29 protein-coding genes are annotated in these 25,787 nt (G+C 72.4%); 15 read left to right on the forward strand and 14 right to left on the reverse strand.

Translation table 11 applies throughout. The features are described 5' to 3' along the window. Positions 1-4: 4 nt before the first annotated feature. On the reverse strand, positions 5-748 hold the full coding sequence (locus ACQPZ4_RS26680) for an SDR family NAD(P)-dependent oxidoreductase (RefSeq protein ID WP_433040686.1): 744 nt from the start codon (positions 746-748) through the stop codon (positions 5-7). A gap of 1 nt (position 749) precedes the next feature. After that, the gene (locus tag ACQPZ4_RS26685; protein WP_433040689.1) at positions 750-1,424 is read right to left on the reverse strand and encodes a class I SAM-dependent methyltransferase; all 675 of its coding nucleotides are present in this window, start codon (positions 1,422-1,424) and stop codon (positions 750-752) included. A gap of 83 nt (positions 1,425-1,507) precedes the next feature. Between ACQPZ4_RS26685 and ACQPZ4_RS26690 the strand changes: the two genes are divergently transcribed. The 3 genes from ACQPZ4_RS26690 to ACQPZ4_RS26700 all read left to right on the forward strand — a co-directional run bounded on the left by ACQPZ4_RS26690 (position 1,508) and on the right by ACQPZ4_RS26700 (position 2,907). Beyond that, positions 1,508-1,615: a CPCC family cysteine-rich protein gene (locus ACQPZ4_RS26690; protein ID WP_433040692.1), complete on the forward strand. Its 108-nt coding sequence runs from the start codon at positions 1,508-1,510 to the stop codon at positions 1,613-1,615. Between the two features lie 87 nt (positions 1,616-1,702). Further along, positions 1,703-2,509, forward strand: coding sequence for a hypothetical protein (locus ACQPZ4_RS26695; RefSeq protein ID WP_433040695.1), 807 nt, complete (start codon positions 1,703-1,705; stop codon positions 2,507-2,509). Between the two features lie 221 nt (positions 2,510-2,730). Continuing rightward, positions 2,731-2,907 carry a hypothetical protein gene (locus ACQPZ4_RS26700; protein ID WP_433040698.1) on the forward strand — a complete coding sequence of 59 codons (177 nt, stop codon included), beginning with the start codon at positions 2,731-2,733 and terminating at the stop codon, positions 2,905-2,907. 65 nt (positions 2,908-2,972) lie between these two features. Here ACQPZ4_RS26700 and ACQPZ4_RS26705 read toward each other — a convergent pair whose 3' ends face one another. Further along, a complete protein-coding gene (locus ACQPZ4_RS26705; protein WP_433040701.1) occupies positions 2,973-3,650 on the reverse strand; it encodes a hypothetical protein in 678 nt (225 codons plus the stop codon). Between the two features lie 10 nt (positions 3,651-3,660). Beyond that, complete coding sequence (locus ACQPZ4_RS26710; RefSeq protein WP_433040704.1) at positions 3,661-4,938, reverse strand: hypothetical protein; 1,278 nt, start codon at positions 4,936-4,938, stop codon at positions 3,661-3,663. A gap of 71 nt (positions 4,939-5,009) precedes the next feature. Between ACQPZ4_RS26710 and ACQPZ4_RS26715 the strand changes: the two genes are divergently transcribed. The 3 genes from ACQPZ4_RS26715 to ACQPZ4_RS26725 all read left to right on the forward strand — a co-directional run bounded on the left by ACQPZ4_RS26715 (position 5,010) and on the right by ACQPZ4_RS26725 (position 7,579). Beyond that, positions 5,010-5,357, forward strand: coding sequence for a hypothetical protein (locus ACQPZ4_RS26715; protein WP_433040707.1), 348 nt, complete (start codon positions 5,010-5,012; stop codon positions 5,355-5,357). A gap of 16 nt (positions 5,358-5,373) precedes the next feature. Continuing rightward, on the forward strand, positions 5,374-5,955 hold the full coding sequence (locus tag ACQPZ4_RS26720) for a DUF4240 domain-containing protein (protein ID WP_433040710.1): 582 nt from the start codon (positions 5,374-5,376) through the stop codon (positions 5,953-5,955). Positions 5,956-6,031: 76 nt separating this feature from the next. Next, positions 6,032-7,579: a lipase family alpha/beta hydrolase gene (locus tag ACQPZ4_RS26725; RefSeq protein WP_433040713.1), complete on the forward strand. Its 1,548-nt coding sequence runs from the start codon at positions 6,032-6,034 to the stop codon at positions 7,577-7,579. Here the strand turns inward: ACQPZ4_RS26725 and ACQPZ4_RS26730 are convergent. Genes ACQPZ4_RS26730 through ACQPZ4_RS26745 form a run of 4 tightly spaced genes read right to left on the reverse strand, consistent with a single transcriptional unit; the run spans position 7,576 to position 10,151 of the window. Continuing rightward, positions 7,576-8,151: a dihydrofolate reductase family protein gene (locus ACQPZ4_RS26730; protein ID WP_433040716.1), complete on the reverse strand. Its 576-nt coding sequence runs from the start codon at positions 8,149-8,151 to the stop codon at positions 7,576-7,578. The genes ACQPZ4_RS26725 and ACQPZ4_RS26730 overlap by 4 nt on opposite strands. Continuing rightward, positions 8,148-9,344 carry an RNA polymerase sigma factor gene (locus ACQPZ4_RS26735; protein ID WP_433040719.1) on the reverse strand — a complete coding sequence of 399 codons (1,197 nt, stop codon included), beginning with the start codon at positions 9,342-9,344 and terminating at the stop codon, positions 8,148-8,150. Before ACQPZ4_RS26735 ends, ACQPZ4_RS26730 begins: the two co-directional genes overlap by 4 nt. Before the next feature lie 6 nt (positions 9,345-9,350). Continuing rightward, positions 9,351-9,704 (reverse strand): YciI family protein, encoded by a 354-nt coding sequence (locus ACQPZ4_RS26740; protein WP_433040722.1) that lies wholly within the window; start codon positions 9,702-9,704, stop codon positions 9,351-9,353. Positions 9,705-9,740: 36 nt separating this feature from the next. Next, on the reverse strand, positions 9,741-10,151 hold the full coding sequence (locus ACQPZ4_RS26745) for a DUF6069 family protein (protein ID WP_433040725.1): 411 nt from the start codon (positions 10,149-10,151) through the stop codon (positions 9,741-9,743). A 123-nt stretch (positions 10,152-10,274) separates the two neighbouring features. Between ACQPZ4_RS26745 and ACQPZ4_RS26750 the strand changes: the two genes are divergently transcribed. Continuing rightward, a complete protein-coding gene (locus ACQPZ4_RS26750; RefSeq protein ID WP_433040728.1) occupies positions 10,275-11,486 on the forward strand; it encodes an alpha/beta hydrolase family protein in 1,212 nt (403 codons plus the stop codon). Between the two features lie 466 nt (positions 11,487-11,952). Here the strand turns inward: ACQPZ4_RS26750 and ACQPZ4_RS26755 are convergent, their stop codons facing one another. Beyond that, entirely contained in the window at positions 11,953-12,585 is a 633-nt protein-coding gene (locus ACQPZ4_RS26755; RefSeq protein WP_433040731.1) for a maleylpyruvate isomerase family mycothiol-dependent enzyme, read from the reverse strand. After that, the gene (locus ACQPZ4_RS26760) at positions 12,578-13,234 is read right to left on the reverse strand and encodes a TetR/AcrR family transcriptional regulator (RefSeq protein ID WP_433040734.1); all 657 of its coding nucleotides are present in this window, start codon (positions 13,232-13,234) and stop codon (positions 12,578-12,580) included. The genes ACQPZ4_RS26755 and ACQPZ4_RS26760 overlap by 8 nt, the downstream gene beginning before the upstream one ends. 121 nt (positions 13,235-13,355) lie before the next feature. Here ACQPZ4_RS26760 and ACQPZ4_RS26765 point away from each other — a divergent pair, with 121 nt between their 5' ends. Then, the gene (locus ACQPZ4_RS26765) at positions 13,356-14,801 is read left to right on the forward strand and encodes an NAD(P)/FAD-dependent oxidoreductase (protein ID WP_433040737.1); all 1,446 of its coding nucleotides are present in this window, start codon (positions 13,356-13,358) and stop codon (positions 14,799-14,801) included. Here ACQPZ4_RS26765 and ACQPZ4_RS26770 read toward each other — a convergent pair. Next, positions 14,798-16,681 (reverse strand): putative bifunctional diguanylate cyclase/phosphodiesterase, encoded by a 1,884-nt coding sequence (locus ACQPZ4_RS26770; protein WP_433040740.1) that lies wholly within the window; start codon positions 16,679-16,681, stop codon positions 14,798-14,800. The genes ACQPZ4_RS26765 and ACQPZ4_RS26770 overlap by 4 nt on opposite strands. A gap of 265 nt (positions 16,682-16,946) precedes the next feature. On the opposite strand from ACQPZ4_RS26770, the gene ACQPZ4_RS26775 reads away from it, so the two are divergent. The 6 genes from ACQPZ4_RS26775 to ACQPZ4_RS26800 all read left to right on the forward strand — a co-directional run bounded on the left by ACQPZ4_RS26775 (position 16,947) and on the right by ACQPZ4_RS26800 (position 22,381). Next, a complete protein-coding gene (locus ACQPZ4_RS26775; protein WP_433040743.1) occupies positions 16,947-17,477 on the forward strand; it encodes an RNA polymerase sigma factor in 531 nt (176 codons plus the stop codon). Further along, positions 17,474-17,737, forward strand: coding sequence for a hypothetical protein (locus ACQPZ4_RS26780; protein WP_433040746.1), 264 nt, complete (start codon positions 17,474-17,476; stop codon positions 17,735-17,737). Before ACQPZ4_RS26775 ends, ACQPZ4_RS26780 begins: the two co-directional genes overlap by 4 nt. A gap of 103 nt (positions 17,738-17,840) precedes the next feature. Next, positions 17,841-18,683 (forward strand): hypothetical protein, encoded by an 843-nt coding sequence (locus tag ACQPZ4_RS26785; RefSeq protein WP_433040749.1) that lies wholly within the window; start codon positions 17,841-17,843, stop codon positions 18,681-18,683. Positions 18,684-18,974: 291 nt separating this feature from the next. Further along, positions 18,975-19,856 carry an ATP-binding cassette domain-containing protein gene (locus tag ACQPZ4_RS26790; RefSeq protein ID WP_433040752.1) on the forward strand — a complete coding sequence of 294 codons (882 nt, stop codon included), beginning with the start codon at positions 18,975-18,977 and terminating at the stop codon, positions 19,854-19,856. 150 nt (positions 19,857-20,006) lie between these two features. Then, a complete protein-coding gene (locus ACQPZ4_RS26795) occupies positions 20,007-21,602 on the forward strand; it encodes a hypothetical protein (RefSeq protein ID WP_433040755.1) in 1,596 nt (531 codons plus the stop codon). After that, positions 21,590-22,381 (forward strand): hypothetical protein, encoded by a 792-nt coding sequence (locus tag ACQPZ4_RS26800; RefSeq protein ID WP_433040758.1) that lies wholly within the window; start codon positions 21,590-21,592, stop codon positions 22,379-22,381. The genes ACQPZ4_RS26795 and ACQPZ4_RS26800 overlap by 13 nt, the downstream gene beginning before the upstream one ends. 37 nt (positions 22,382-22,418) lie before the next feature. Here the strand turns inward: ACQPZ4_RS26800 and ACQPZ4_RS26805 are convergent, their stop codons facing one another. Together ACQPZ4_RS26805 and ACQPZ4_RS26810 are read right to left on the reverse strand one after the other, a co-directional pair. Next, a complete protein-coding gene (locus ACQPZ4_RS26805; protein ID WP_433040761.1) occupies positions 22,419-22,820 on the reverse strand; it encodes a GNAT family N-acetyltransferase in 402 nt (133 codons plus the stop codon). Positions 22,821-22,855: 35 nt separating this feature from the next. Then, positions 22,856-23,707: a hypothetical protein gene (locus tag ACQPZ4_RS26810; protein WP_433040764.1), complete on the reverse strand. Its 852-nt coding sequence runs from the start codon at positions 23,705-23,707 to the stop codon at positions 22,856-22,858. A gap of 146 nt (positions 23,708-23,853) precedes the next feature. Between ACQPZ4_RS26810 and ACQPZ4_RS26815 the strand changes: the two genes are divergently transcribed. Next, positions 23,854-24,993 carry a hypothetical protein gene (locus tag ACQPZ4_RS26815; protein ID WP_433040767.1) on the forward strand — a complete coding sequence of 380 codons (1,140 nt, stop codon included), beginning with the start codon at positions 23,854-23,856 and terminating at the stop codon, positions 24,991-24,993. Positions 24,994-25,004: 11 nt separating this feature from the next. Here ACQPZ4_RS26815 and ACQPZ4_RS26820 read toward each other — a convergent pair whose 3' ends face one another. Then, a complete protein-coding gene (locus tag ACQPZ4_RS26820; protein WP_433040770.1) occupies positions 25,005-25,787 on the reverse strand; it encodes a class I SAM-dependent methyltransferase in 783 nt (260 codons plus the stop codon).

The following is a 25,787-nucleotide window of genomic DNA, read 5'->3' on the forward strand; positions in this document are numbered from 1 at the left end:
CCGGTCAGGTGGCCTCGGGATCGGCTCCGTTGGCCGCTCGGCCGCCGTCGACGGCGAGGACGACGCCGTTGACGAACCCGGCCGCCGGCGAGAGCAGGAACGCGACGGCGTCGGCGACCTCGTGGGCGGTACCGACGCGGCCGAGCGGGTGGAGCGCCGCCATCTGCGCGTCGACCTCGGGGTGCTCGGCCCGGTACTGCTCGAAGCGGCCGGTGCCGATCGAGCCGAGCGCGACCGCGTTGGTGCGGATGCCGGCCGGACCGTGGTCGACGGCGACGGCCCGGGTCAGGCCCTCGATGGCCGCCTTCGCCGTGGCGTACGGCAAGGCGCCCCGAACAGGCCGCTGCGCCTGGTGCGAGGAGACGTTGACGATGGCACCGGGCCGCCGGCAGTCCAGGAAATGATTGACGGCCGCGTGGCAGCCGGTCAGCGCCAGCCGCAGATTCGCGGACACGAGCTCGAGGATCTCGGCCGCCGACGCTCCGGCGAGGCTCGCGTCGCGGAAGACCGCGGCGTTGTTGACCCATCCTGCGAGCGGGCCGGCCGCCTCGGCGGCCGCCGCCGCCAGTCGCGCCGTGTGAGCATCACCGGCGTCGCCGACCAGGGCTGCGATCCGGTCCGACGGCCAATCACCGGGGTCCTGCACGTCGACCACGACGACGTGGCCCTCGACGGCCAGAAGCTCGGCGATGGCGCGGCCGATGCCCTGCGCGCCCCCGGTGACCACGAACGACGGACGAACGTCCACGTCAGCAGTATGCAGGCTTCGCCGCGACCAGGCCCAGCACGTCAGGAACGCCGCCCGGGCCGGCCTCCTCCACACGCTCGAGCCGCAGCCCGGCGGCGACGACCGCGTTGAGCAGATCGGCCAGCGGCACATGCCAGGCACCGACCCGGGCGCGGACGCCGGCCGGGCACCACGCGTCGTACGTGTGGGAGCGGTCGGCGTACCGCGCATCGACCACGACCGCCGGTCGCGCGCTCCAGTCGGCGAACGCCCCGACATAACAGGGATGCACGCCGATGTGGACGAACCGGCCGCCGGGCTGCAGCACCCGGGCGACCTCGCGGAGGACGGCGGCATAGTCCGGCAGGTCGGTGTGCGCGAGGACGCAATCAACCGCCGCAACGGTACCGTCGGCAAACGGCAGCACGGCCGCGTCCGCCCGCACCACCGGGAGCCGCCGCACCGCGTGGCGCAGCTGCCCGCCGGACAGGTCGAGCCCGACCGGTTGCCATCCGAGCGCGGACAGTTCGGCGGCCTGGACCCCGGTACCGCAGCACAGATCCAGGCACACGCCGCTCCCGGTGCCGAGCAGCCGGCGCAACAGGTCCTGCCGGCGCATCGTGTACTCGGCGGCGGCGCCGGTCACGTACTCCTCGTACCAGTCGGCGTGGGCGTCGTAGGCGGCCTTCGTCGTCATCATCGGACCGTAGGCCAGAACCTCCCACGGCACCGACCGAAGCGACCGCCGTTCGCAACCAGCGAACGCGCCCGGATGCGAGGTTGAGTCTCACGCTTGCCCGGCAGAACTTCCTGAGCTTCGGCGCCTGCGACGAGCGAAGCCGGCAGTTCGTCCGTGCACCGCTCGACGCCGAGCGGCCCCGGCCGTAACACCCCTCGCCGTTACCCGCGGCTGTGGATGGCTTCGGGCTCAGGCGGCCGTGACCGCGTTCGCTAGCATCGGCTGCACCGGCGCGCTTGCGTGACGAACGGTCGGTCATCAGCGGACGGGCGGGCGAGGTGGCGGCGCAACGGAACCCGGGCCGACGCTGGTGGGCCGCATCGACGGTGGCGTGGCTGATCGCGACCGGGCTCACCGCCGTGATGTTCACAGGTGGGCTGGCCGGGTGGAATCTCGTCGCTGCCGCTCGTGCACGGCCGGATGGCCATGCCACCCCACCCGGTCCCGACGCATTCGGACCTGGTGACCGGTACCTCCTCGCTTCAGGACTGTTCCTCGCCGCGGCGATCGTGGCCGTGTCGCTGGGGCTGCGGTTGTGGCGGTGGCAGCGAGCCGCGAACCGTCCGGGCGCCCCGATGCGCGGGATTCCGCGCAGCGCCGACAGTGTTGACCGCAGCAACAAGCTGACGGTCGTCTGGCTCGAGTTGTCCGGCGCGGATGGCCGAGTCCGGTACCAGCGGGTCGGCTGGGAGCCTTGGCTCGGCACGATCCGGAAGCCCGTACCGATGGAGGCCTGCCGGACGCCCGGCCCGCGTGCCGGGCACGTGCTCGTGGTCCCGGGGCGGGGAGTGTTGCTGCCGACGAGTCGCACCCTCGACCGGCCGCCCCGGCTGTTGTTCCTCGGCGACCCGCCGAACCCCCGGGTCCGTCGCCGCTGGCCGACGCTCGCCCTGTTCGTGGTCGCGTTCGTGGCCCTCTGGCCGATTGTCCACCTGCCCGTGGCCGCGTTGATCACCGCCGCTCTGGTGCACCTGTGGATGTGGACGGGTGGCTCCCCCGCGCCCGGGATCTTGCCTCGGCTGGCGGCCGCCCGCCGCCGGTAAGCCGACCAGGTGAGCGGTTGTCGACTACGCTGCCCGGACCAGCGGGAGCCGGCCGGAGCGCCCAGGTACGGAGGACGCCGGCGACGACGACGTCGGGCTCCGGCCGAAGCCCTTGCGCCATCAGGTCAGCCGCGTCGTCGAGCCATCCCACCATGCCTTCGGCCTCCAGGCCGAACATGCACAGGTCCGGAGCCCTCAGCGAATGCCAGCGGCGAGATCACGTGGTGGTGGGCCGTCTCGCCGAAGGCCGCTGCGAACCGGCCTGGGAAGCCTCGCTGGTACTGCCCGATGGCCGGCCGCTCCCCAAACAGACCACGATGGTGGGCCGAGGACCGCACCTGCATGTGTTCACCGAAGCGACCTGGTACCGGCTGAGCCTCGATGACCTGTTGACGTAGTGCGCCTCGGCCGGCCGCCGCCCGCCGCCGGTAGGCCGACCAGGCGACTAGGACTGGGCCCACCGTCACGCGGTCTGGATCGAGTAGCCGATCAGACCGACATCGGCGTGCAGTTCCGCGAGCGTCGCGTCGGGGTTCAGCGCCCGCACCACGGCCTCGGTGAGCGGGCGATGCGCGACGATGTGCTCGACCGCCGTACGGTCGATCTCGATCTCGTAGTAGTCGGCGGCGAACTCGGCGAACCGGTCGACGATGTCGTCCAGCAGGATCGCCAGCATGCCGGACCCGTCGATGTCCGTGTCGTACGGGCCGCGTGGCGGCGGGAAGTCGATGCCCTCTCCGGCGTGCCAGCGATCGTCGCCGGCGCGGCGCCAGAGCACCGCGGTGGCAGAGAACTGGCCGTCCTCGTCGCCGAACGCCGGCTCCTCGACCTGGGCACGGAACGCCGAGGGGAGCCCGTCGAGCAGACCGGGCCACAGCTCGTGGTCCTCGTCGCGGTACGGCGTCATCGGGGACTCGTGGTCGAAGACTCGGATGAAGGCGCCCTGCGCGGTGAACACGACGGACCATTCGTCGCCGCTGCCGTTGCTCATCAGCGCCGCCTCGTCGTCACCCCACCGTGTGGTGTAGGCGTAGTACGGCTCGCCGCCGTCGATGATGCGTTCCAGCACCGCGAGGGCTTTGCAGCGGTCGCGCAGCACGTCGATCGGTGGCAGCTTCGCAGCCACGTCGTACACGGTCACCGGGGCGACTCTACGCTGACCATGCGTGCGCCAGTTCCTCGACCAGCCGCTGCTGTTTCGAGCCGTCCGGGGTCGCGGTCACGGCGGTGTACGCCCGGGTCAGCACCGGCGCGCGCTGGTCGGCCGGCAGCGCGGCCGCCAGGCGGATCAGCTGGTCGGCCCGGTCGTCGGCCTCGGTGAGCATCTCGACGGCGTCCAGCGCGGTCCGCACCACGGCGGGCCGGCGGCTGTGCGGTACGTGCGGCACGATCGCGGCCAGCGCCTGTGCGCGCAGCTGCGGGTCGCCGATGCCGGTCGCGGCGGCGACAGCTTGGTCGATGCGGATGTCGCCGAGGTGTGGCGCGATGCCGGCGAGGGCCTGGGAGCGATGGTCCTCGTCGGCCACCTCGAGGAGCGCGGCGATGGCCTCGTCGAGGCGGTCGCCGCTCAGGTACGGGGCGAGGTGTTCGATACCGTCGCAGAGCGCGAGCGGATGGTCGTGCGGGTCCGCCACGCGGAAGGCCTCGTCCACCTGTTCCGCCGTGAGGTACTGGGCGAGGAAGGCGAGGCCACGCCCCCAATCGCGGTCGTGGATCCGCCCGAACAGCGACACCGCGCTGCGCGCCGCGGCGGTGCGCTGTTCGGCCGGGAGGTACGGCACCAGCTTGGCCAGATCCTCGTCGACGTATCTCGGGAGCCGCGCGCCGGTCAGGTCGTCGCCGAGCCGGCGCGGTGCGAGGTAGTCGGCGACCGCCACGGCCAGCCGCTGCGGTGTCGCGTAGGGGGCCACGGACTTCAGCCACGAGTGCGAGTGACTGTCGAGTTCGGCGGCGTCGGCATCCAGTACCACGGCAGCCTGGTCTTGATCTACCAGCGGCAGCAATTCATGCAGGGCGATCCGGCGCAACGTGTCCCCGCCGGACGGCTTCATGAGGACCGCGGTGAGTGCGGCGGCGATCGCTGCCTGACCCCTTGGTTCGGGCAGGTGCGGCGCGACGGCGGCGAGCCCCCGCGCTCGGGCGGCGGGGTCGTCGATCGCGTACGTCGCGGCCTCCGCCGCGACGAGGTACTCGCCGGTCACCGATCGGGCCAGGCTCCCCAGGGTGACGGCCCGCAGGTTCCCGTCCTCGATGGCGCAGACCGTCAGCCATCCCGAGGCCGCGTCCAGCGCTGCGGTCCGCTGCTCGTCGCTCAGGAACGGCGCGAGGCCGATCAGCGCCCAGGGTTGGCCGGCGCCGGCGGCCCGCTGGACGGCGAACGCGACCAGGTCCTGCATGGTGGTGACGGTCTCGCCGGTGTCTGCGCTCACGGCGGTGATCATCGCGCTCCGCCGTCCGGCGCGCGCCACGGGGTGTTGCGGGCGACAGGTAGCTTCTCGACGTGAGCTTCATGGATGGCGTGCATGGCGCACTGGCGATCATGGGCCTGGGCGCGCTCTACTTCGGCTGCCACGTCCTGCTCACCGGCAAGGTCCCCGGCGGCGGCATCACGGCGCCCGCGGAGGTCCGCAGGTACGGCGTCGGGTTCCTCCTGTTCAGCGGCTTCCCCCTGCTGCAGGTCGTCGGGTACCTCGGGACCCGGCTGGGTTTATGGCCGCAGACCGTCCGCGGCCTGCTGCTCCTTGCTGGGTTCGCCCTTGGCGTCACCGTCCTGGTGAAGTTCCGGCCGGTATTCTCGCTGACCAGGTTCCGCCGCCCTGGCGGCGACATTGCCGACCACCACGACTGACGTGAGGCTCACGGGCATGCATGTGGACGACTTCTGGACCTTCCTCGAGCTGTCGCGGCAGGCCGGTCCGAGCCAACCCGAGCGCGAGACCTTCCTGGGCGAGCGGCTCGCCCGGCTCCCCCGCGCGGACCTGCTCGACTTCGTCCAGCATCTGTCCGCGACCCGCGAACCGGCCAACACGTACCGGCTGTGGCGGGCCGCGGACCTCATCGTGACCCAGCCCAGCAGCATGGACTCCTTCCACTACTTCCAGATGTGGCTCGTCGGGCTGGGCCGGCCCGTCTACGAGGCGGCGATCGACGATCCCGACAGCCTCGCCGGTGTACCGGAGGTGGTCCGGTTGGCGGCCGTTCCACACCCGTGGGACGACGAGGACTACCCGGAATGGGAGTCGCTGGAGTACGTGGCGTGCCAGGTCGGCGACGGCCGGGCCGACATCGACGGCGACATCCGCGACGTGGTCGCCGAGGAGCGCCACGTCCGGCTCCGCATGGACCCCGACCCCGACGACGCCGAATGGGCCGGGCTGTCCACCGCCGAACTTGCCCGCCGGTACCCCCGGCTGTGGACGCTGTTCGGCGCAGCCTGGAAGCAGTAGGCCGGAGGTCTGACCATTCGAAGACCTGTATCAGGGACGTGGGTCGAGGCATCTCTCCTGGGAGCAGGGAGGGGCCATGACGTCGCGTCTCGTAGTAGTTGTTCCGTCCATCATGGACGATTTCGGGCCCTGGGAGGGGCTCGTCGGCCGGTTGCAGGCGCTGCCCGGGTACGGCCCCGCCGAGTGTCATTGGGAGCTGATCCGGCACGGCGCGAAGTGGCACTCACGGCGGTCGGTGCTCGACGTGGCCAGGCACGTCGCGGCGAGGATCAACCAGCGGTGGGTGGCCGACGGCGGGTACGACGACGTCGTGCTCGTCGGGCACAGTCTCGGCGGGACGCTCCTGCGGCAGGCCTACGTCGATGACCTCGCCGCGAAGGAACCTACGTGGGCGGCAAAGGTGTCGCGGATCGTGTTGTTCGCGAGCATCAACCGCGGGGTCGCGCTGCCGCGGGCGGCGGCGGTTGCGCGGTGGTTGCCGTACGTGCGGCATTGCCTGTTCCACGATCTGCTGCGCGGGTCGGCGTTCATCGCGAACCTGCGGATCACCTGGATGCGCGAGGTCAACATCCTCGATCATCCGCCGTTGATCGTGCAGTTTCTCGGGGACCGGGACGGGCTGGTGCGGGACGACGACAGCAGCGACATTCAGCAGTTTCCGACCGGCGATCAGGTGATCGTGCCCGACGCGGGGCATGGGGATCTCATCCGGCTCGATCTCGCGCCCGAGCCCGAGCAGCGGTTCGCGCTCGTCGCGAAGGCGTTCACCCGGGCGCTGAAGACGGCCGTGGTGCCGGAGATCGGGGACAACGGGCGGACCGTCGTCATTGTGCTGCACGGCATCCGGGCCGGGAACACCACGTGGGTACGGGACATCGAGGACCATATCAGCCGCACGTACCCCGGCGTGGACGTCGTCGCCGCCAGCTACGGAAGGTTCTCGGCGCGGAAATTCATCTTCCCGGCGATGCGGCGGCGGTTCATCGGGTGGCTCGAGGACGTGTACGCCGAGCGGCTCGCGCTGAACCCGAAGGCGACGTTCCACTTCATCGGGCACAGCAACGGGACGTACCTGCTGGGGCATGGGCTCGCCACGATCCCGGGGATGCGGTTCGGGCGGGTGCTGCTGGCCGGGAGTGTGCTGCCGACGTCGTACGACTGGCGGGCGCGGTTCGAGCGCGGGCAGGTCGGGCACGTCCGCAACGACCGCGCCGCCCGTGACATCCCCGTCGGGGTGCTGTGCGCGGCCCTGCGCGGGCTCGGCATGCGCGACGTGGGCACGGGCGGCGTGGACGGCTTCTACGCGTGGGACAGCGACGCCAAGACCGAGGTCTACTACTACCCCGGCGGGCACAGCGCGGCGCTGGCGGCCGAGAACCTGCCGGCTCTGGCCGCCTACGTCCTCAAGGGTGACACCGCGGCGCCGGCCGGGCTGTCCCGCGATGTCTCCGCCGGGTTTGCGCTGCTGTCGCGGTCGTCGACGCCGCTGGCCTGGCTGCTGCTGTCGGGGCTCGCCGCGGCCGGGGTGGCGCTCGTGCTGCTCGGTCCCCTGGCCTGGCCCTTCAACGCGTTGATCCTGGCCACGGTACTGCTGGCAGCGTTCCTGATCCTCGACCTCGTCTAGTGCAGCGTGGGCCGGTAGACGAACTCCTGGGTGCGCCCGTCCAGCGTGCGGGTCTCGACCAGGTCGAGGTCGAAGTCGGGCGCGCCGGCGAAGATCGGCTCCGTACCGTTGCGGCCGGTGATGACCGGGAAGATCGTGACCTGGACGAAGTCGACGAGGCCGGCGGTCATCAGGGCGCGGTTCAGCGACAGGCTGCCGTGCGAGCGCAGGGGGACGTCCGACTCCTGCTTCAGGCGGGCGACGACATCCACCGCATCGCCGCGCACTACCGTGGCGTCCGGCCAGTCCAGCGGGCCGTCGAGGGTGTTGGAGATGACCGTGGCCGGCAGGTGGCGCATGCGGGTCACCCAGGGGTCGCGGACGTCGGCGTCCTCGGCGCTGGCGGCGAGCATCTGGGCGAACGCGCGGTACGTGTTCGCGCCGAAGACCATGCGCTGGGCGTCCTTGTACAGGCCGAGGCGGTGCTCCAGCAGCTCCGGGCCCTGCTTGCCCCAGTAGCCGGTCCAGTCGCCGGTGGCGGTGCCGAAGCCGTCGAGGCTGCAGAAGACGTCGAAGGTGTAGGTGGCGGTCATGGGGTCCTCCCGGTGAGTTCGGTGTGGCGGGACTGCAGGTAGTCGCGTTCGGTCTCGTTCGTGGCCAGGTCCGCGGCCTCGGCGTAGGCGGCCGCGGCCTCCTCGGTGCGCCCGAGCCGGGCCAGCAGGTCGGCGCGGGCGGCGGGCAGGCGGTGATAGCCGGGCAGCTCGACGTGTTCAAGAGCGGCAAGAGCCAGACCCGGCCCGTGTACTTCCGCCACGGCGACCGCCCGGTTCAGCGCGACGATCGGCGTGGGGGCGATGGCGAGGAGCTGGTCGTAGAGCGCCAGGACCTGCCGCCAGTCGGTGGCGTCGCCGTCGGTGTGCACGGCGTTGATCGCGGCCTGGATCTGGTACGGGCCGGGGCGGTTGCGCCGCAGGCAGCGGCGGACCAGGTCGTGGCCCTCGGCGATGAGCGCGCGGTTCCAGCGGGTGCGGTCCTGGTCGGCCAGCAGCACGAGCTCGCCGCCGGCGCCGATGCGGGCCGGGCGGCGCGCCTCGGTGAGCAGCAGCAGTGCGAGCAGGCCGAGGACCTCGGGCTCGTCGGGCATCAGCGCGGCGAGCTCGCGGGCCAGGCGGATCGCCTCGGCGCACAGGTCGGTGCGGATGTGCTCGGGGCCGGCCGTGGCCGCGTACCCCTCGTTGAACATCAGGTACAGCACGGTCAGCACCGGGGGCAGGCGGTCGGGCAGCTCGTGGGCGTGCGGCACGCGGTACGAGATGCCGGCCTCTTTGATCTTCTTCTTGGCCCGCACGATCCGTTGCTGGATGGTCGGCTCCGGGACCAGGTAGGCGCGGGCGATCTCCGGCACCTCGAGGCCGCCGAGCAGGCGCAGGGTCAGGGCGGTGCGGGCGTCGGGCGAGAGCGCCGGGTGGCAGCAGGTGAAGATGAGCCGCAGCTGGTCGTCGCGCACCGGTCCCACCTCCTCGGGTTCGTCCTGCGCGTACAGCAGCAGGGCCTGGGCGTGCTTGGCCTCGCGGGTCGTCTCCCGGCGCAGCCGGTCGATCGCCCGGTTGCGGGCGGTGGTCACGATCCACGCGCCCGGGTTCGGCGGCGGCTCCTGCCACTTCTCCACCGCGGTGGCGAAGGCGTCCTGGACCGCCTCCTCGGCGAGGTTGATGTCACCGAGGAGGCGGGCCAGGGTGGCGACGCAGCGGCCGTACTCCGCGCGGTAGATGCCCGCCAGATCCATCGCCGCTCAGGCCTGCGACAGCTCGTCGAACGGGCGGACCTCGATCGGGCCGCAGACGGTCGCCGCCTGCGCGGCCCAGGCGAGGGCCTGGTCGAGGTCGTCGCACTTGAGGACCCAGAACCCGGCCAGGTGCTCCTTGGTCTCCGCGAACGGCCCGTCGGTCATCGTCGTGTTGCCGCTGTCGATCCGCACGACGGTCGCGACCTCGGGCGAGACGAGCCCGCCGGCGAAGACCCAGGCGCCGGCGGCCTGCATCTCGTCGTTGATCCGGCCGGTCTCGCGCATCATGTGCTCGGTCTCCTCCGCCGACATCTCGGGCGTGCCCTCGACGTAGAAGACGGACAGCAGGTACTGCTTCATGATCGTGCTCCTTCTGCTCGGTTTCGGGTGGGTGGATCAGGCGGCGAGACGGCGGGCGACGGCGGGGATGACGATCGCGGCGGCGACCAGGTGGGTCAGCATGAGCAGCGCCTTGGTGGCCGGCGCCGAGTCGGCGAGCACGTCCGGCACCAGCGAGAGCGCCGTGAGCACCACCGTGGTACGCACGAACGCCCGCCGCGGCCGCCCCGCGAACCGCGCCAGGGTGACCGCCAGCACCACCCCGACCAACGAGAACATGGCGGTCAGGGTGCCGAACCCGGCCACCGGGATCGGCGCGCCGGCCATGTCGAGGCTGATGCCGGCGGCATGACCGGCGGCGGCGACGGCCATGGTCGCGGCGCTGGCCACGGCGGTGGCGGCGAGCCCGGTGCCGATCAGCGCGGCGTAGGCGGTGGTGGCGCGGCTCGTGGTGGCGGTGGTGGTCATGATGTCCTCCAGCGGGTGTGCGGCCCGGCTCCGTGCCGGCCTCTCACCAGGGCTACGAACGCGACCCGCCCCGATCGACACCTCCGCCGAGATTATTTTCGAGGCGCCGGGTATCCGCATCCGATGCGCCCACTGCTGTTCACCGAGAACGAGTCGTTCTGGTTCGAGACGCTGCGCAGCTTCGGCCACGCCGCGTACGGCGGCGCCGACTTCGGCGAGGTCGCCACCACCGCCCAGCAGATCACCGCCGGCGACTACGACGGCTGGCACGACCAGTGGCTTTCCACCGCCGACCGGGTCGCGACCGGCGCCGACAAGGCCGCCGCGGCCGGGCACCGGGTCAGCGCCCGCGAGGCCTTCCTGCGCGCCTCCAACTACTACCGGTCCGCCGAGTTCTTCCTGCACGGCCACCCCGGCGACCCACGGATCGCACACGCCTACGAACGCAGCGTGACGTGCTTCCGCATCGCGGCGGGCCTCATGACCCCGCCGATCGAGCCGGTCGCGATCCGCTACGAATCAACCACCCTTCCCGGGTACTTCTACCGCGCCGCCGACGAGCCCCGCCCGACGATCGTCATGTGCAACGGCTTCGACGGCACCGTCGAGGAGATGCACTTCTACGGCGCGGCGGCGGCGGTCGAGCGCGGGTACCACGTGCTGAGCTTCGACGGCCCCGGCCAGCCGGGCCCCCGCCACCGCGAGGACCTCGGCTTCCGCCCCGACTGGGAGCACGTCGTCGGCCCGGTCGTGGACTACGCCTTCTCGCGCCCGGAGGTCGACCGGGACCACGTCGCGCTGCTGGGCCTGAGCATGGGCGGCTACCTGATGCCGCGCGCGGCCGCCTTCGAGTCGCGGGTGAACGCGCTGATCGCGATGGACGGCGTGTACGACCTCGGCGACTGGGTGACCGCCGCGCTGCCCGGCTCGCGCGATTCGCTGGACCGGCGGCTGCGGGCCACCGTCGACGAGGACCTCGACCGCGCTCTGGCCGCCGCGATGGCCGCCGACCCGGCCGTACGCTGGCTGATGGAGCAGGGCATGTGGAACTGCAACGCCCCGTCGCCGCGGGCCTTCTGCGCGGGGTTCCTGGAGTACCACCTGCGCGACGGCATCGCGGAGCAGATCGCCTGCCCGACCCTGGTCTGCTCGGCGGAGGACGATTTGTTCTTCCGCGGCCAGCCGGAGCGGCTGTTCGAGCACCTGACGTGCAAGAAGACGCTGATGCCGTTCACGACCGCGGAGGGCGCGGGCGCGCACTGCCAGTCGGGCGCGCAGCGACTGGCGTTCGCCCGCATCTACGACTGGCTGGACGAGGTCTTCGGCCGCCGCTGAACGCGCCGCTCCTGCAGAATGGCGGCATGCCGGTCGTCATCCCCGTGCTCGCCGACATCACTCAGCGGGAGGTGCGGCTCGTCGCCCTCGACGAGACCGTGCAGTAGTACCTCCGCGCACGGTCGGCTCCTTGTTCGAGCGGCTTGCATCCAGTTTCGTGGCGCGCGGCAACCACTACCTCTGGCGCGAACTGCGGGCGCGGTTCGCCGGCACGCCACTGCCCGGCGACGCGGCCACCTTGCACGCGCTGCTCACCGACGCGATCGACGACGTCACCGGCGAACCGCCGGCCGGCCATGAAAACACGGCCTGGCTGGGCGAGGCGGCGACCGTCTACCTGCCCGAGTTCAACCCGGGCCACGGGATGTCCGCCGGCGTCGTGCACCTTCCGTGGTGGATTCACACGGCGATCCCGATGCTGATCGACCGGCACGAGGCGATGCGCGCGGCTGAGGAGGTCCGGGACTCAGGCCGAGATTCGCTCCCGGAGCAACGCGACGCCGTCGCCGGTCAGGTCTTGCAGCGCGGCGGGGCGGCCGCAGATCGCGAGCAGGACCGCCTCGGCGGGGCCGCGGACGGGAGGGCCGTCGCCGGAGGTCCAGTCCAGGTCCGTGGTCTCGAAGCGGAGCCCCTCGATGCGCCCGCGTTTCGGGACGAAGCCCGGCGCCCGCCCCGACACCAGAAAGCGCAGCGACACCAGCAGCCGAGAAGGCTCCAAGGCGTGCGGAAGGCCGAGCGGCCGCCGCATGTCCTGCCCGTGTACCTGCAGATCGGTCAACTGCCCCGCGAACCCCACGATCGGCGGGCGGAACGGGTGCTCGGCCTTGTCGCGCAGCACCGCCGCGATCTCGGCAGGCGGCCGCGCGCCCATGTGCCGGGCGAGGCGGGCGTTCGCCGTATGCAGCCGAAACCCGCTCCGCACCAGGTACCGCAGGGCGAGGGACCCACCGGCCAGCGGCGCGATGAGGTGACCGGCCACGTCGCGCACGGTCCAGTCGCCGCACAGGCTCGGCGTGGCGAGCTGGGCGGGGGTCAGCGATGAGACCAGGTCCGCGATCCCCCGGCGCTCGGCGGCGATCATGCCGAGGACGTCATCCATTCGCGGCGGCGAGGATCTGCACGCGGTCCAGCAGGGCCTCGACGATGCCCTCCAGGACCATGTCGTCGTCGATGCCGGCCAGGTACCGGGCCGACGCCGCGATGTTCGGGTAGCGCTGGGCCGGCAGGGAGCGGTACTCGTGCGACCAGGCGGCCTCGTCGCCCTGGCGGCTCGACTCGTCGAGGGCGGCGTAGGCGCTGCACATCGCGGCGTACGAGAACACGGTTTCCGAGTAGACGAGGTGCTGGAAGGCGGCCTGCTGCTCGGTCAGGCCCGCCTCGCGCAGGGCGCCGAGGACCGCTTCGACGTTGCGGAACTCACCGGGGCGGCGGGTGGTGCGCAGGGCCACGATCGGGGCGATCGCCGGGTGGGCGACGAACATGCGCACCGTCTGGCGGGCGAGCCATTCCAGGCGCGGGCGCCACGGCAGGCCGGGCGGGAGGGCCTCGACGGTGGCGGCGACGAGGCGGTCCGCGACCTCGAGGATGATCTCGTCCTTGTCGCGGAAGTGGCGGTAGATCGCGGTCGGGTCGGCGCCCAATTCCTTACCCAGGCGGCGGACGGTGAGTGCGTCGGCGCCGGCGGTGGCCGCCAGGCGGCTCGCGGTGTCGATGATCAGCTCGGGCGTCAGCGCGGCGCGAGTTCGCAATCAGGGCTCCTGTCCCAATCCGGCGGTCGCCCTCAATCGTAGGGCCCTGTCGGGAAGCTCACGCTCAACACCGTTGTCAACGCCGTTGACTACGCCGTTGACAACGGTGATGATTAGGCGCATGTCCATAGCCTCGCTCGCCGATGTCACCTTCACGCCGTACTGGCTGGAGGACCCGGGCCGGCCCGCCGCCCGGGCGCCGCTGACCGGCGAGCTGACGTGTGACCTGGCCGTCGTCGGCGGCGGGTACAGCGGGCTGTGGACCGCCCTCATCGCCAAGGAGCGCAATCCCGGCCTCGACGTCGTGCTCGTCGAGGGCGACCGGATCGGGCACGCCGCCTCCGGGCGCAACGGCGGATTCTGCGCGGCCAGCCTCACCCACGGCCTGGGCAACGGGCTGCGGCGCTGGCCCGACGAGCTGGGCGAACTGGAGCGGCTCGGGGCCGAGAACCTGGCGGCGATCGAGGCGTCGCTCAGGCGGTACGAGATCGACTGCGACTTCGAGCGGACCGGCGAGCTCGACGTGGCCACCGAGCCCCACCATGTGGCCCAGCTGCGCGCCCATGCCGCGGCGGCCCGGCGGCTCGGGGCCGACGTGGACTTCCTCGACGCCGACGCGCTGCGCGGGGAGATCGACTCGCCGCGGTTCCTGGCCGGGATGTGGGATCGCGACGGTACCGCCCTGCTGCACCCCGCCCGCCTCACCTGGGGCCTCGCGGCGGCGTGCGAGCGGCTCGGCGTGCGCGTGTTCGAGGGCAGCCGGGTCGAACGCCTGGTCCGCGAGGGCGCCGGCGTCGCCCTGCACACCGCCGCCGGAAACACCGCCGGAAACACCGCCGGAAAGTCCGGCAACGGCAACACCGGCGGCGGGAAACTCGTTGCCGGGAAAGTTGCTTTGGGCACGAACGTGTTTCCGTCGTTGCTGCGCCGCACCCGCGCCTACGTGGTCCCGGTGTACGACTACGCGCTGGTCACCGAGCCGCTCACCGAAGCCCAGCGGGAGTCGATCGGCTGGCGCAACCGGCAGGGCATGTCCGACTGCGGCAACCAGTTCCACTATTTCCGGCTCACCCGCGACCACCGGATCCTGTGGGGCGGCTACGACGCCGTGTACCACTTCGGCGGCAAGGTCCGGAAGTCCTACGAGCACCGCCCGGCAACGTACGGAAAACTCGCGGAACAGTTTTTCCTCGCGTTTCCGCAGCTGGACGGGTTGCGATTCACGCACGCCTGGGGCGGCGCGATCGACACGTGCACGCGGTTCTCGGCGTTCTTCGGCACCGGGCACGGCGGGCGGGTCGCGTACGCGGCGGGATTCACCGGCCTCGGCGTCGGCGCCACCCGCTTCGGCGCCGAGGTGATGCTGGACCTCCTCGAAGGGGCCGACACCGCACGCACGCGCACCCGCATGGTCCGCGAGCGGCCGCTGCCGTTCCCGCCCGAGCCGGTGCGCTGGGCCGGCGTGCAGCTGACCCGCCAGGCCATGATCAGCGCCGACGCGAACGGCGGCCGGCGCAACCTGTGGCTGCGCGCCATGGACAAGATTGGCTTCGGCTTCGACAGTTAGGCGACCGCCGCCGGTACCTCCAGTGCATGCTCGGCCAGCCACCCGTCGAACGGCACCGGGGCGCCGGTCCCGTAGCCCTGCGCGTAGTCGACCCCGATCGCGCGCAGGGCCTCGAGGATCTCGGTGTCCTCGACGAACTCGGCGATCGTGCGCAGCCCCATCTCGTGGCTGATCCGGTGCACGGACTCGACCACGGCCCGGTCCAGCGGATCGTGCACGATGCCCCGCACGAACGAGCCGTCGATCTTCACCAGGTCGGCCGGGAACTGCTTGAGGTACGTGAAGCCCGACAGCCCGCTGCCGAAGTCGTCCAGCGCGAACCGGCAGCCCAGCGCCCGCAGCTCGCGGATGAACGCGACCGCCCGCCCGACATCGCCCACCGCCACCGTCTCGGTCACCTCGAAACAGATCGCGCGGGGCGGGACGCCGTGCTCCTCCAGTTCGTCGCGGATGTACTGCAGCAGGCTCGCGTCCCCCAGCGAACTGCCGGACAGGTTGATCGAGAAGACCTCGTCGCCGGGATCGGCGTCGCGGTACCGCTCGGCGAGCCGCTCCAGCGCGGCGCCGATGACCCAGCGGTCGATGGCGGTGACGAGGTTGTACCGTTCGGCGGCCGGCAGGAACACGCCCGGCCCGATGAGCCCGCCGTCGTCGCCGCGCATCCGCACGAGCAGCTCGCCGAACCTGGCGCCGGTCGGGCCGGCGGTGGGGACGATCGGCTGGTAGTACAAGACGAGGGTGTTCTGATTCATGGCGTTCATGAGCCGCTCGGCCCAGTGCGCCTGCCCGCCCTGCCGGGCCAGGTCCTTGTCGCCGGCGGAGACCACGTGCACCCGGTTGCGGCCGTGGTGCTTGGCGGCGTAGCAGGCGGCGTCGGCGGCCCGCATGACGGCCTGCCGGTCGTCGCCCTCGTGGACCGCCGCGACGCCCGCGCTGAGCCCGACGGTGAAGTCCCGGCCCTGATACGGGAACCGGTGCTGGCCCACCACCCGGCGCAGCCGCTCGGCGACGACCGCGGCCTGCTCGGCGGTGCTGCCGTGCAGCAGGATCACGAACTCGTCGCCGCCGACCCGGGCCAGCACGTCCCCGGCCCGCAGCGTGTCCCGCATGAGGTCGGTGACCTGGCACAGCAGCGTGTCGCCGGCCGCATGCCCGCAGCTGTCGTTCACAATCTTGAAGCGGTCAAGATCAAGGAAAACCACCGCGTGTGTACCGTCTGACGCGCCGGCCAGCCGCCGGTCGAACTCGCGCCGGTTGAACACGCCGGTCAGCGGGTCGCGCTCGGCCTCGTACTCCATGCGGGCCGCGATGCGCCGCTCCGCGTCGTGCGCCCGGTCGGCGAAGCTCCAGTTCACGATGGCCGCGACCGCCGCGCCGGCGATGAACAGGGTGTGCACCAGCGCCCACTGCACCGGGTGGTGCTGGGCCTCGGAGTGGTCGTACACCAGCTGCGGCGCCAGCACCCCGACCACGGCGTGCTCGGCCAGCACGAACCCGGCCGCGAGCAGGAACGCCCGCCACTCCTGGTAGAAGGTGATGACGAACAGCATCACGAAGAAGTGGAAGTGCATCTCGATCACGCCGTCGCCGAGCTGGACGAGCACCGCCGAGCTGGCCATCAGCCCCAGCGTGGCCGCCCCGGCGCGCACGTTGCGGGAGAACACCCGCTGCGCGGCCGCGGCGAACGCCACGCCGAGCGGGATGACCGCCAGCGTCGCCCCGCCCACCCCGTGCCCGCGGACCAGGGCGAAGGCGAACAGCCCGCCGATGTGCAGGGCGAGAATCCACAGGATCGCGCGGTGGCGCGGGTTCCACTCGCGGGCCGGCAGGGGGCGGCCGCTGGGCAGAGCGCGCGCGAGCCTCCTGATCCATCCGGTCATGCCGTGGTCATCGACGCCACGCGGGCGCGGCTGAGCGCGGCAACGATTTTTCTCCTGGCGTGAACCGATCGGGCACTCGGCGACGTTTCGCCCCGGGCATGAACCGAACCGGGCACTCGGCAGCGTCTCGCCCCGGGCGTGAACCGATCGGGCACTCGGCAACGTCTCGCCCCGGGCATGAACCGAACCGGGCACTCGGCAACTTTTCGCTCCGGGCGTGAACCGAACCGGGCACTCGATCCGATGAGGGGGTGTGAGGGGAAACGTGACGGAGGACCGGGACCTGCTCCTGCTGATCGCCGGCGGGGACCGCGGGGCGTTCGAGGCCTTCTACCGGCGCCACGGCGTGTGGCTGACGATGCGCCTGCGGTACCGATGTCCGGACCCGGCCGTCGTCGACGACGTCGTCCAGGAGACGTTCCTGGACGTGTGGCGGGGCGCGGCACGGCATCGCGACGACGGCGACGTCCCCGGCTGGCTGTGGCGGATCGGGTCCCGCCGGCTCATCGACGCGATGCGCGGCCACGGCGCCCGGCAGCGCCTGACCCGCCTCCTCGCCCGGCTGCGCGGCCGCGACGAACCCTCGGCCGAGGAACAGGTCCTCGCCGGCGTCGAGCACGGCGACCTGGCCGGCGCGCTGGCCCGCCTCTCCCCCGAGCTGCGCGCCGTCATGCAGGCCACCGTCCTGGACGGCCTGTCCACCGCCGAGGCCGCGGCCCTGCTCGGCATCCCGCCCGGCACGGTCAAGTCCCGCGCCATGCGCGCCCGCCGCCAACTTCGCCAGGAGCTGACATGACCCCCTCCCCCTCGACCGGCGCGTGGCATCAACCCGACGACCTGTCCACTGCCGAGCCCGGCATCCGGCCCGGCATGGCCGAAATAGGCCGCCAGCTCGGCGCGGTCGTAACCCGCCGCCAGCTCGGCAACCCGCTCGGCACAGTCGAAACCCGCCGCCAGCTCGGCAACCCGCTCGGCACAGTCGAAACCCGCCGCCAGCTCGGCAACCCGCTCGGCACGGCCGAAACCCGCCGCCAACCTCGCCTGGAGCTGACATGACCTCCTTCCCCGCGACCGGCGCGTGGCACCTGGCCGCCATCCCGCCCGGCACGGTCACGTCCCGCGCCATGCGCGCCCGCCGTCACATTCGCCTGGAGTTGACATGACCTCCTTCCCCGCGACCGCCGCGTGGCATCTGCCCGACGACGACCTGCACCACTACGCGGCCGGCCGGTGCGCGCCGCCGCTGCTGTGGTCCGTCGAGTCGCACCTGCTGGCCTGCCCCGCCTGCCGGGCCCGGCTCACCGCGGCGGCCGGCCCGGCGCTGCTCGACGACGGCTGGGCCGCGCTGGACGCCGCCCTGGACGCGCCGGTCCCCGGTCCGGTCGAGCGGGTGCTGCGGCGGACCGGGGTGCCCGAGGCCACCGCCCGGCTGCTCGCCGCGACCCCGGCGCTGCGGATGTCCTGGCTGGCCGCGATCGCGCTGACGCTGACCCTCACCGTGCTGTTCGCCTGGGCCGCGGCACCGGTGCTGTTCCTGGCCGCGGCGCCGGTGCTGCCGCTGGTCAGCGTGGCGGCGTCGTTCGGGCCGGGCATCGACCCGACGTACGAGCTGGGCCTCGTCGCCCCGATCGGCGCCCTGCGGCTGCTGCTCCTGCGGGTCGCCGCGGTCGTCGCCGTGAACACGGTCCTGTGCACCGCGGCCTGCCTGACCCTGCCCGACCTGAGCCTCGCCGCGGCCGGCTGGTTCCTGCCGTCCCTGGCCCTGACGGTCCTCGCCCTGCTGCTGGCGACTCGGCTGGGCATGGTCCCGGCGGCGGTCGCGGTCGGCTGCGGCTGGGTCGTGCTCGTCGCGGCCACGCTCTCCGCCCCGTTCACCCCGGCGGGCCAGCTGACCAGCGCCGCCGCCGCGGTCGTGGCGGGGGTGGCCCTCGCCCACCGGGCCCGGACCTACGACCCGTCCCGGCTGTTCCCGCGCCGCACCCTCACGAGGAGACCCCGATGACCACCAGCATGGGCACACACACCGCCGTGCGGCCCTGGATCCGTCCCGGTTGTCACCGCAGCTCCCCCCACGAGGAGACCCCGATGACCACGAGCACCAGCACTCACACCGCCGTGCGGCCGGCCGGCGGCTGCGGCCCACGACCCGCCACGGCCGTCACCGCAGCGCCCCTCACGAGGAGACCCCGATGACCACGAGCACCGGCACTGACACCGCCGTGCGGCCGGCCGGCGGGTGCGGCCCACGACCCGCCACGGCCGTCACCGCACCGCGCCTCACGAGGAGACCCCGATGACCACGAGCACCGGCACTGACATCGCCGTGCGGGCCACTGGGCTGCGGCTGCGGTACGGGCGGACCGTCGCCCTCGACGACGTCACGATCGGGCTGGCGACGGGCGTGACCGGCCTGCTCGGTCCGAACGGCGCCGGCAAGACCAGCCTGCTGCGCATCCTCGCTACCGCCGTGACCCCCGACGCGGGCGAGCTGTCGGTGCTCGGCCACGACCCGCTGAGCGCGCCGGGGCGGCTGAGCGTGCGGCGGCGCCTCGGGTACCTGCCGCAGGACCCCGGCTTCCACCTGACCTTCACCGCCTTCGAGTTCGTCGACTACGTGGCGATCCTCAAGGAGCTCACCGACCGCCGGCAGCGCCACAACGAGGTCCGCCGCGTCCTGGCCGCGGTCGGTCTCGACCAGCACCGCCGCGCCCGCATCCGCAGCCTGTCCGGCGGCATGCGCCAGCGCGTCGCCCTCGCCGCCGCACTGGTCGGCGACCCCGAGCTGCTGATCCTCGACGAACCGACCGTCGGCCTCGACCCGCAGCAGCGGATGCGGTTCCGCGAGCTGTTCGCCGACCTGGGCGAGCACCGCGTCGTGCTGCTCTCCACCCACCAGACCGAGGACGTCATGTCCCTGTGCCGCGACGTCATCGTCATCGACCAGGGCCGGGTCCGCTTCACCGGGCCGCCGACCGGCCTGGCCGCGCTCGCCGAGGGCCGGGTGTGGACGAGCGCGGCGCGCGAACCGGCCGCCCTGGCCTCGTGGCGCACCGGCACCGGCCTGTTCCGCCACGTTGGCGAGCCCCCACCAGGCGCCGAACTCCTGACCCCGACGATCGAGGACGGTTACCTGATGCTCGTCGACGCCCCCGCGGACGGTGATGACCGTGGCTGACCTGCTGCCCGTCGGGTGCGTCGCCGGCGACCCGAGCATTCGTACTGCGGTCCGGGCGAGTTCCGGCGCCGACCAGGGAGCGAGCCGTGACTGAGCTGCTGACCGCGCCGCGCCTCACGAGGAGACGCGGCGCCGACCAGGGAGCGAGCCGTGGCTGACCTGCTGACCGCGCCGCCGGCACCCGTCACCGCCGCGCGGCGGGCTGGGCATGGGTGGGCCATGGTGGCGCTCGCGCGGGCCGAGGCGGTGCGGCTGGTGCGGCATCCGCTCACGATCGTGGCGGTCGGGCTGTTTCTGGCGCCGTGGGTCTACGGCCTTGTGAGCGGCAGCGCCGACGGGTTTCCGGTGCTGCCCGACGCCGCGGTCGATCTGCAGGTGGTCGCCGTGTTCGCGCTCGGCAGCGGGGCGCTGATGACGGCGAACCTGGCGGTGCTGCGGGGGCATCGGCACCGTACCGAGGAGTTCGACGGGACCCTCGTCCTGCCGCCGGCGTGGCGGGTGGGGGCGGTGTTGCTGGCGTTGGTGCCCTATGCGCTGGTGGTGACGCTCCTCGCCGGTGTCCGGCTCGGGGTTCTCGCGCTGCTGCCGGGTGCCGTGGGGCGGCCCGATCCGTTCGAGGTGCTGACCACGCCGGTGGTTGTGGTGCTGTTCGGGGTGGTCGGGGTGCTGCTGGGGCGGCTGGCGCGGTCGGCGGTGGCGGCGCCGCTCGTGCTGGTGCTCATCGTGGTGTCGATGTTCGCCGCGCTGGCCGCCGGGGCGCTGGGGCGTCCGTGGCTGCTGGGGTTGACGCCGATCACGCCGCTGGATCGGAGCTATCCGCTGCCGGCAGCACTCGTGGATCGGGCGTCGGGGCGGCACCTCCTCTACGTGGCCGGGCTGGTCGCCGTGGTCGCGCTGCTGGCGCTGGCCCGGTCCGGGGCCCGGCGCGTGCTGGTGCCGCTCGGCGTCGCCGTCGCGGTGACCGCCGTCGCGGGGGTGGTGCAGTTCCGCGCCGATCCGGGCGTGCAGCGGCTGCGGGCCGAGGTGACCCGGGACCCGGCGCCCGTCGAGAACTGCCGGCAGGTCGGCGACGCACGGTACTGCGCACTCGGCGAGTTCGAGGCCTGGATCCCCTCCTGGGCCTCGGTCGTCGCCGGTGTGACCCGTCCCGCGCCCGCCGTCGCCGGGCCGGCGCTGGTGGTGCGGCAGCGGGTCTGGCTCGTCGGGCGGCCGGACGCGACCGGGTCGTTCACCAGCAGCGCGACCGCCGATGAGGAGCGGGTCGCCGGCTGGCAGGACGCCGACGCCGCGGCCGGGTTTGCCGAGGCGGTCACGATCGGCGCGGACTGGGGGCCGGACCGGGCCGCGGCCACGTTCGCCGGGGCCGTGGCGTACCGGGTGATGACCGGGACCGCCCTCGCGACGCAGCAGCCGATCTGCGGGGCCCGCGGTGCGCTGCTGATCTGGCTGGTCGGGCAGGCCACCCCGGCGGCCGCCCGCGGGCTGCGGGCCGCGGACGACTCCTCGTGGGGTGCGGTGACCCTGTCCGACGAGAGCCTGCTGACGTCCATCGCCGTCCCGGACCGCGACGCGGCCCCGGCGTTGACCCTGCTGACCCGGCCGGTCGACGCGACGACCGCCGTGGTCCGCGCGCACTGGGCGGAGCTGACGGCGGCCGACACCACGCTGGAGCGGTTCGGCGAGCTGCTCGGCGTTCCGGTACCGGCGGCGCCTCCGGCCGAGGAGCGCATGACATGCGCCGCGTGACCGCCGCCCTCGCCCTCATCGGGCCGACCGTGCGGGCCATGCGCCGCGGGCCGCTGCTCGGTGCGGCGGGGGCGGGCCTGCTGGTCGTGGCGGTGCCGGTGGTGCTCGGCGTCGACCTGGGTGTCGACGACCACGCGAACCTGATTCGGCTGGCCGCGGTGTGTGCCTCGGTCGGGCTCGCGTTCGTGTTCGACGACCCGGCGAAGCCGACGACGGTGGTGGTGCCGGTGCCGCGGTGGCTGCCGGCCGCGATCCGGGCCTTGGCGGCGGCGCTGGCCTTCGCGGTGTGGTGGGTCGCGGCGGTGGCGGTCACCGGTGATCCGCACCTGCCGGTGGGCGGGCTGACCCTCGAGGTCGCGACGATCGGCGGCCTGTCGCTGCTGGCCGCCGCGACGGCGTGGCGGTGGGCGGCCCGGGGCGTGGGCGGGCCGGTCGCCGCCCCGGCCGCGTTGCTGCTGGTGCTTGCCGTGGCCCTGGTACCGGTACGACCGCCGATGTTCGTGCCGGCGACGAGCCCGGCCGCGACGTGGGCGGGCGTGCATCACCGCTGGACGGTGCTGTTCCTGCTGATCGCGGCGGCGAGCGTGGTCACCGTCGCCGCCCCTGGGAGGCGGGCGGTGCGTACGCGCGGCGACGCAGGCGACGCCCAGCACGAGCGCTCCATGAGGCGGGCGAGGCGTACCCGCGGCGACGCAGGCGACGCCCAGCACGAGCGCTCCACGAAGCGGGCGGTGCGTGCGCGCGGCGACGCAGGCGCCGCCAGCAGGAGCGCTCCATGAGGCGGGCGGTGCGGGCGCGCGGCGACTCAGGCGCCGCTCAGCAGGAGCGCTCCATGACGAGCCGGTCCTCGCCCGGCCCGAAATAGCCGTCCGTGGCGGAGACGATCCGGAAGTCGAACGCCGCATAGAGCGCGACCGCGACCTCGTTGGCCGGGTCCACGGTCAGCAGCAGCCGCTTGACGCCGGCCCGCTGCATCCCCTCCAGCACGCCGGCCACGAGCGCCGTGCCGATGCCCTCGCGCCGGTGTGCCGGGTGCACGCCCATCGACCACAGCCAGGCCGTGTACGGCTCCTCGGCCACCATGGTCAGCGAGTACCCGACGATGGCGTCGTCCCGCACGGCCACCCGCAGCCCCGACCCGAACGTGTCGACGACCTGCCGCAGGACCGAGTACGGATAGCAGGAGCTCCCGAACAGCTCCTGCTCCAACGCCGTCAATGCCGGCAGATCCGCAAGGGCCGCCCGCCGCAACGCTAATGCAGTATGCAAGAGCGATTGTCTCCCTCGAGATTTATGGACGAATTGTAAATGAGATTGTAATTGATGACCAGCTGCCGAATTTCCTCGGCCTGGAACGTAAAATAGTTCCACTGACCTTCGCCGCGCTCGTTCGATCGGGTCTCGTAGCCGCAGTCGTCGTCCCAAATTATCAGGTCCAGCCGCAAATGCGGCGGCAACTTGTCTCGATGGACGCGAAGTACGTGGACGCCACCTGCGGATTGTTCGCGAGCGAGCCGGTCGAGGTCGTCGTTCCAGTCGTGGTAGATGAAGACCCTCTCGCAATGCACGCCGCGGCGCATCGCCTCCTGGAGGCGTTGCCAGTACTTTTCACCCAGGGGCGAGAGCCACCAATCGAGGTCCACGCTCTGCAGGCTGGTCGACACGATGCTGCGCCGGGACCGGTCGGCCTGCACCACCAGCGGGCCGATTTCCTCGTAGTCGAACAGCACGTGTCCCAATTCGAGCCGGGCCAGTTCGTTGACGCAATTCTCCAGCACCCGGTGGCTCGCCTCGGTCGCGATGGTGTTCGGGTACTTCTCCTCGACCGCGGCCGTCGAGCGGACAATCTTGTCGACCATGTCGGGAATCCACTGGACCCGCTCGATACCGGCGATGATCCGGTTCTGGCGGGTCGTCTTCTGGTCGTCGTGGCGCTCGCGGAGCATCGACTCGACCTGCAGCGTCAGCAGCGTCACCTGCAGGCCGGCGATGAATCCGAGCACCGGCACGACGTTGGTCAGATAGGTGACGGCGAGCCCGGTGCCGACGGCCAGCAGCACACCGGCCGCGAGCCGGACGCCGCTCGACGCATTGCTGTTGGACAACACAGGCCTCCATACGCGTCTCCGTGCAGCGGCAGGCGATCCACTCACCGTAGCGATCGAGGCACACGCGAGGAAGACATCGACCAGGCGACCAGGGGTCGACCGAGCGTCACTTCGAGGTGACGGATGGCTATCCACTACGGTGAATGCGTTTCGTGACCATCGGGGAGGACACGACCATGCAGCCGAACCAGCCACAGCAGGAGCCCATCGATCCGTGGGCCGGGCACGATCCGACGGGGCACGTACCGGTCACCGGCCAGTTTCCCGCGACCGGGTCGATGCCGGGCACCGATCCGTGGGCCGCGCAGAACCCGCCGGCCTACCAGCAGCCGCCGCCGCAGTATCAGCAGCAGCCGTATCAGCCGCCGTACGCGCCGAACCCGGGAGCGGCGGGCGAGCGGCGCAAGGGGCTGTTCGTGGTCGTCGGGGTCGTCGCCGCCATCGTGTTGCTCGCGGTCGCCGGCGGTGTCGTGTGGCTCGTCGGGCAGGCAGGCGGGAAGGGCGATGCCGGGCAAGGCGGCACGCCCGCGGCCGCGGTGGGGTGGAACGTCGGGTCCTGCATCTACGTGTCCAAGAACAGCTGGACCCGGCCCACGCCGAGTCCGCTGACGCCGGAGATCAAGCGGGCGATCGAGCAGTCGAAGCAGTACAGCCCGATCGGCTGCGACGACGCCAAGGCGCTCGCAAAGATCACGGCGGTCGGGACAGTGGGGACCGCGGCGGGGGGCCAGGCAGGCGGCGACGGATGTCCTGACGACACCGACCTGGCCGTGCAGGAGAAGTCCGCCGTCAACGGCAGCAGCGGCAAGGTGTACTGCACCCGCAACGTCAAGGACCCGCACCCCGGCGACCCCGGAGGTGGCGGCGGGGCGATCGTGGCCGGGGACTGTGTCTACGTCGGCAGCACCAACGCGGCCCGGGCGCTCAACGACCAGATCGCCGAGGAGGCGTGCGCCGAGGGGTACTTCGGGAAGGTCACCGCCCGCGCCGCCGACAAGCAGGGGTGCCCGGCGGAGACGATCACCCGCGTCGAGGTCAAGGACGCCAAGGGCGGGGTCCTGTGCCTGGTGCAGGGTGACGGCAAGTCCTACATCGCCAAGCCCGGCGACTGCGTCAACTGGCCCGGCAACCAGTACACGCCGGCGACCAGGGACGACTGCGGGCGCGGGCCGGGCGTGTTCGGGCTCGCCGGGTTCGCCGACGACGCCAAGGGGTGTCCCGCCGGGTCCACCGGACGGCAGCACACCGGGTACGACCGGTTCCTGTGCCTGAAATCGCGGTAGCCGACCGCCGCTCACCGGACCCGCTGGGCGGTCCTCAGCTCGGTCAGGTAGCGCTTGACGACCTGGCCCCCGTGGTCGGCGTCGATGAGCCGCGCGATGGCGTGCAGCAAGCCGTTCCGCTGCGCGTCCGGCAGGGCACGGTGACCGGAGTAGGTCAGCAGCACATCCAGGTAGGCCGCGGTCGAGTACGGCAGCTCCCACTCGTACCGGTGGAAGCTCGCCGGCCCGAACCGCTGCGACGAGGTCAGCTCCCGATCGTCCTGCGCAATGTCCCGGGCACCTTCAAGACGCAGGCCCGGCGGGGTCGAGGGATCGAAGCGCTGGTAACACCGCTGGATCTCGGCGAAGAACGGCTCGGTCCAGGTTCCACCGGCGATGTGGTGGGTTCCCACGGTGGCCAGCAGACCACCGGGCCGCAAGGCGTCGGCGGACTTCGTCACCCGCACGGCCGGATCGATCCAGTGAAACGCCGTCGCGGAGAACACCACGTCGAACGGTTCGCTGGGCAGGGGCCAGTCCTCGAACGCGGCCGTCACGACCTCCACCGAGCCGAACCCGGCCAGATTTCGCCGCGCCACGTCGGCCAGGTCCGCGCCCAGCTCGACGGCCACGATCCGGTAGCCCCGTTCCGCCAGCGGCACGGTCGCCTGCCCGGTGCCGCAGCCGATCTCCAGCACCCTGGCCCCGGACGGTACTCCGGCCGCGACGAGATCATCGAACACCTGCGCCGGGTACCGGGGCCGGGCCCGGTCGTACCGTTCGGCGTCCTCGTCGAAGGTCTCGCGCAGCTCCAC

Origin of the sequence: Dactylosporangium sp. CS-033363, assembly GCF_050942475.1 — a bacterium.
Taxonomy (GTDB): Bacteria; Actinomycetota; Actinomycetes; order Mycobacteriales; family Micromonosporaceae; genus Dactylosporangium.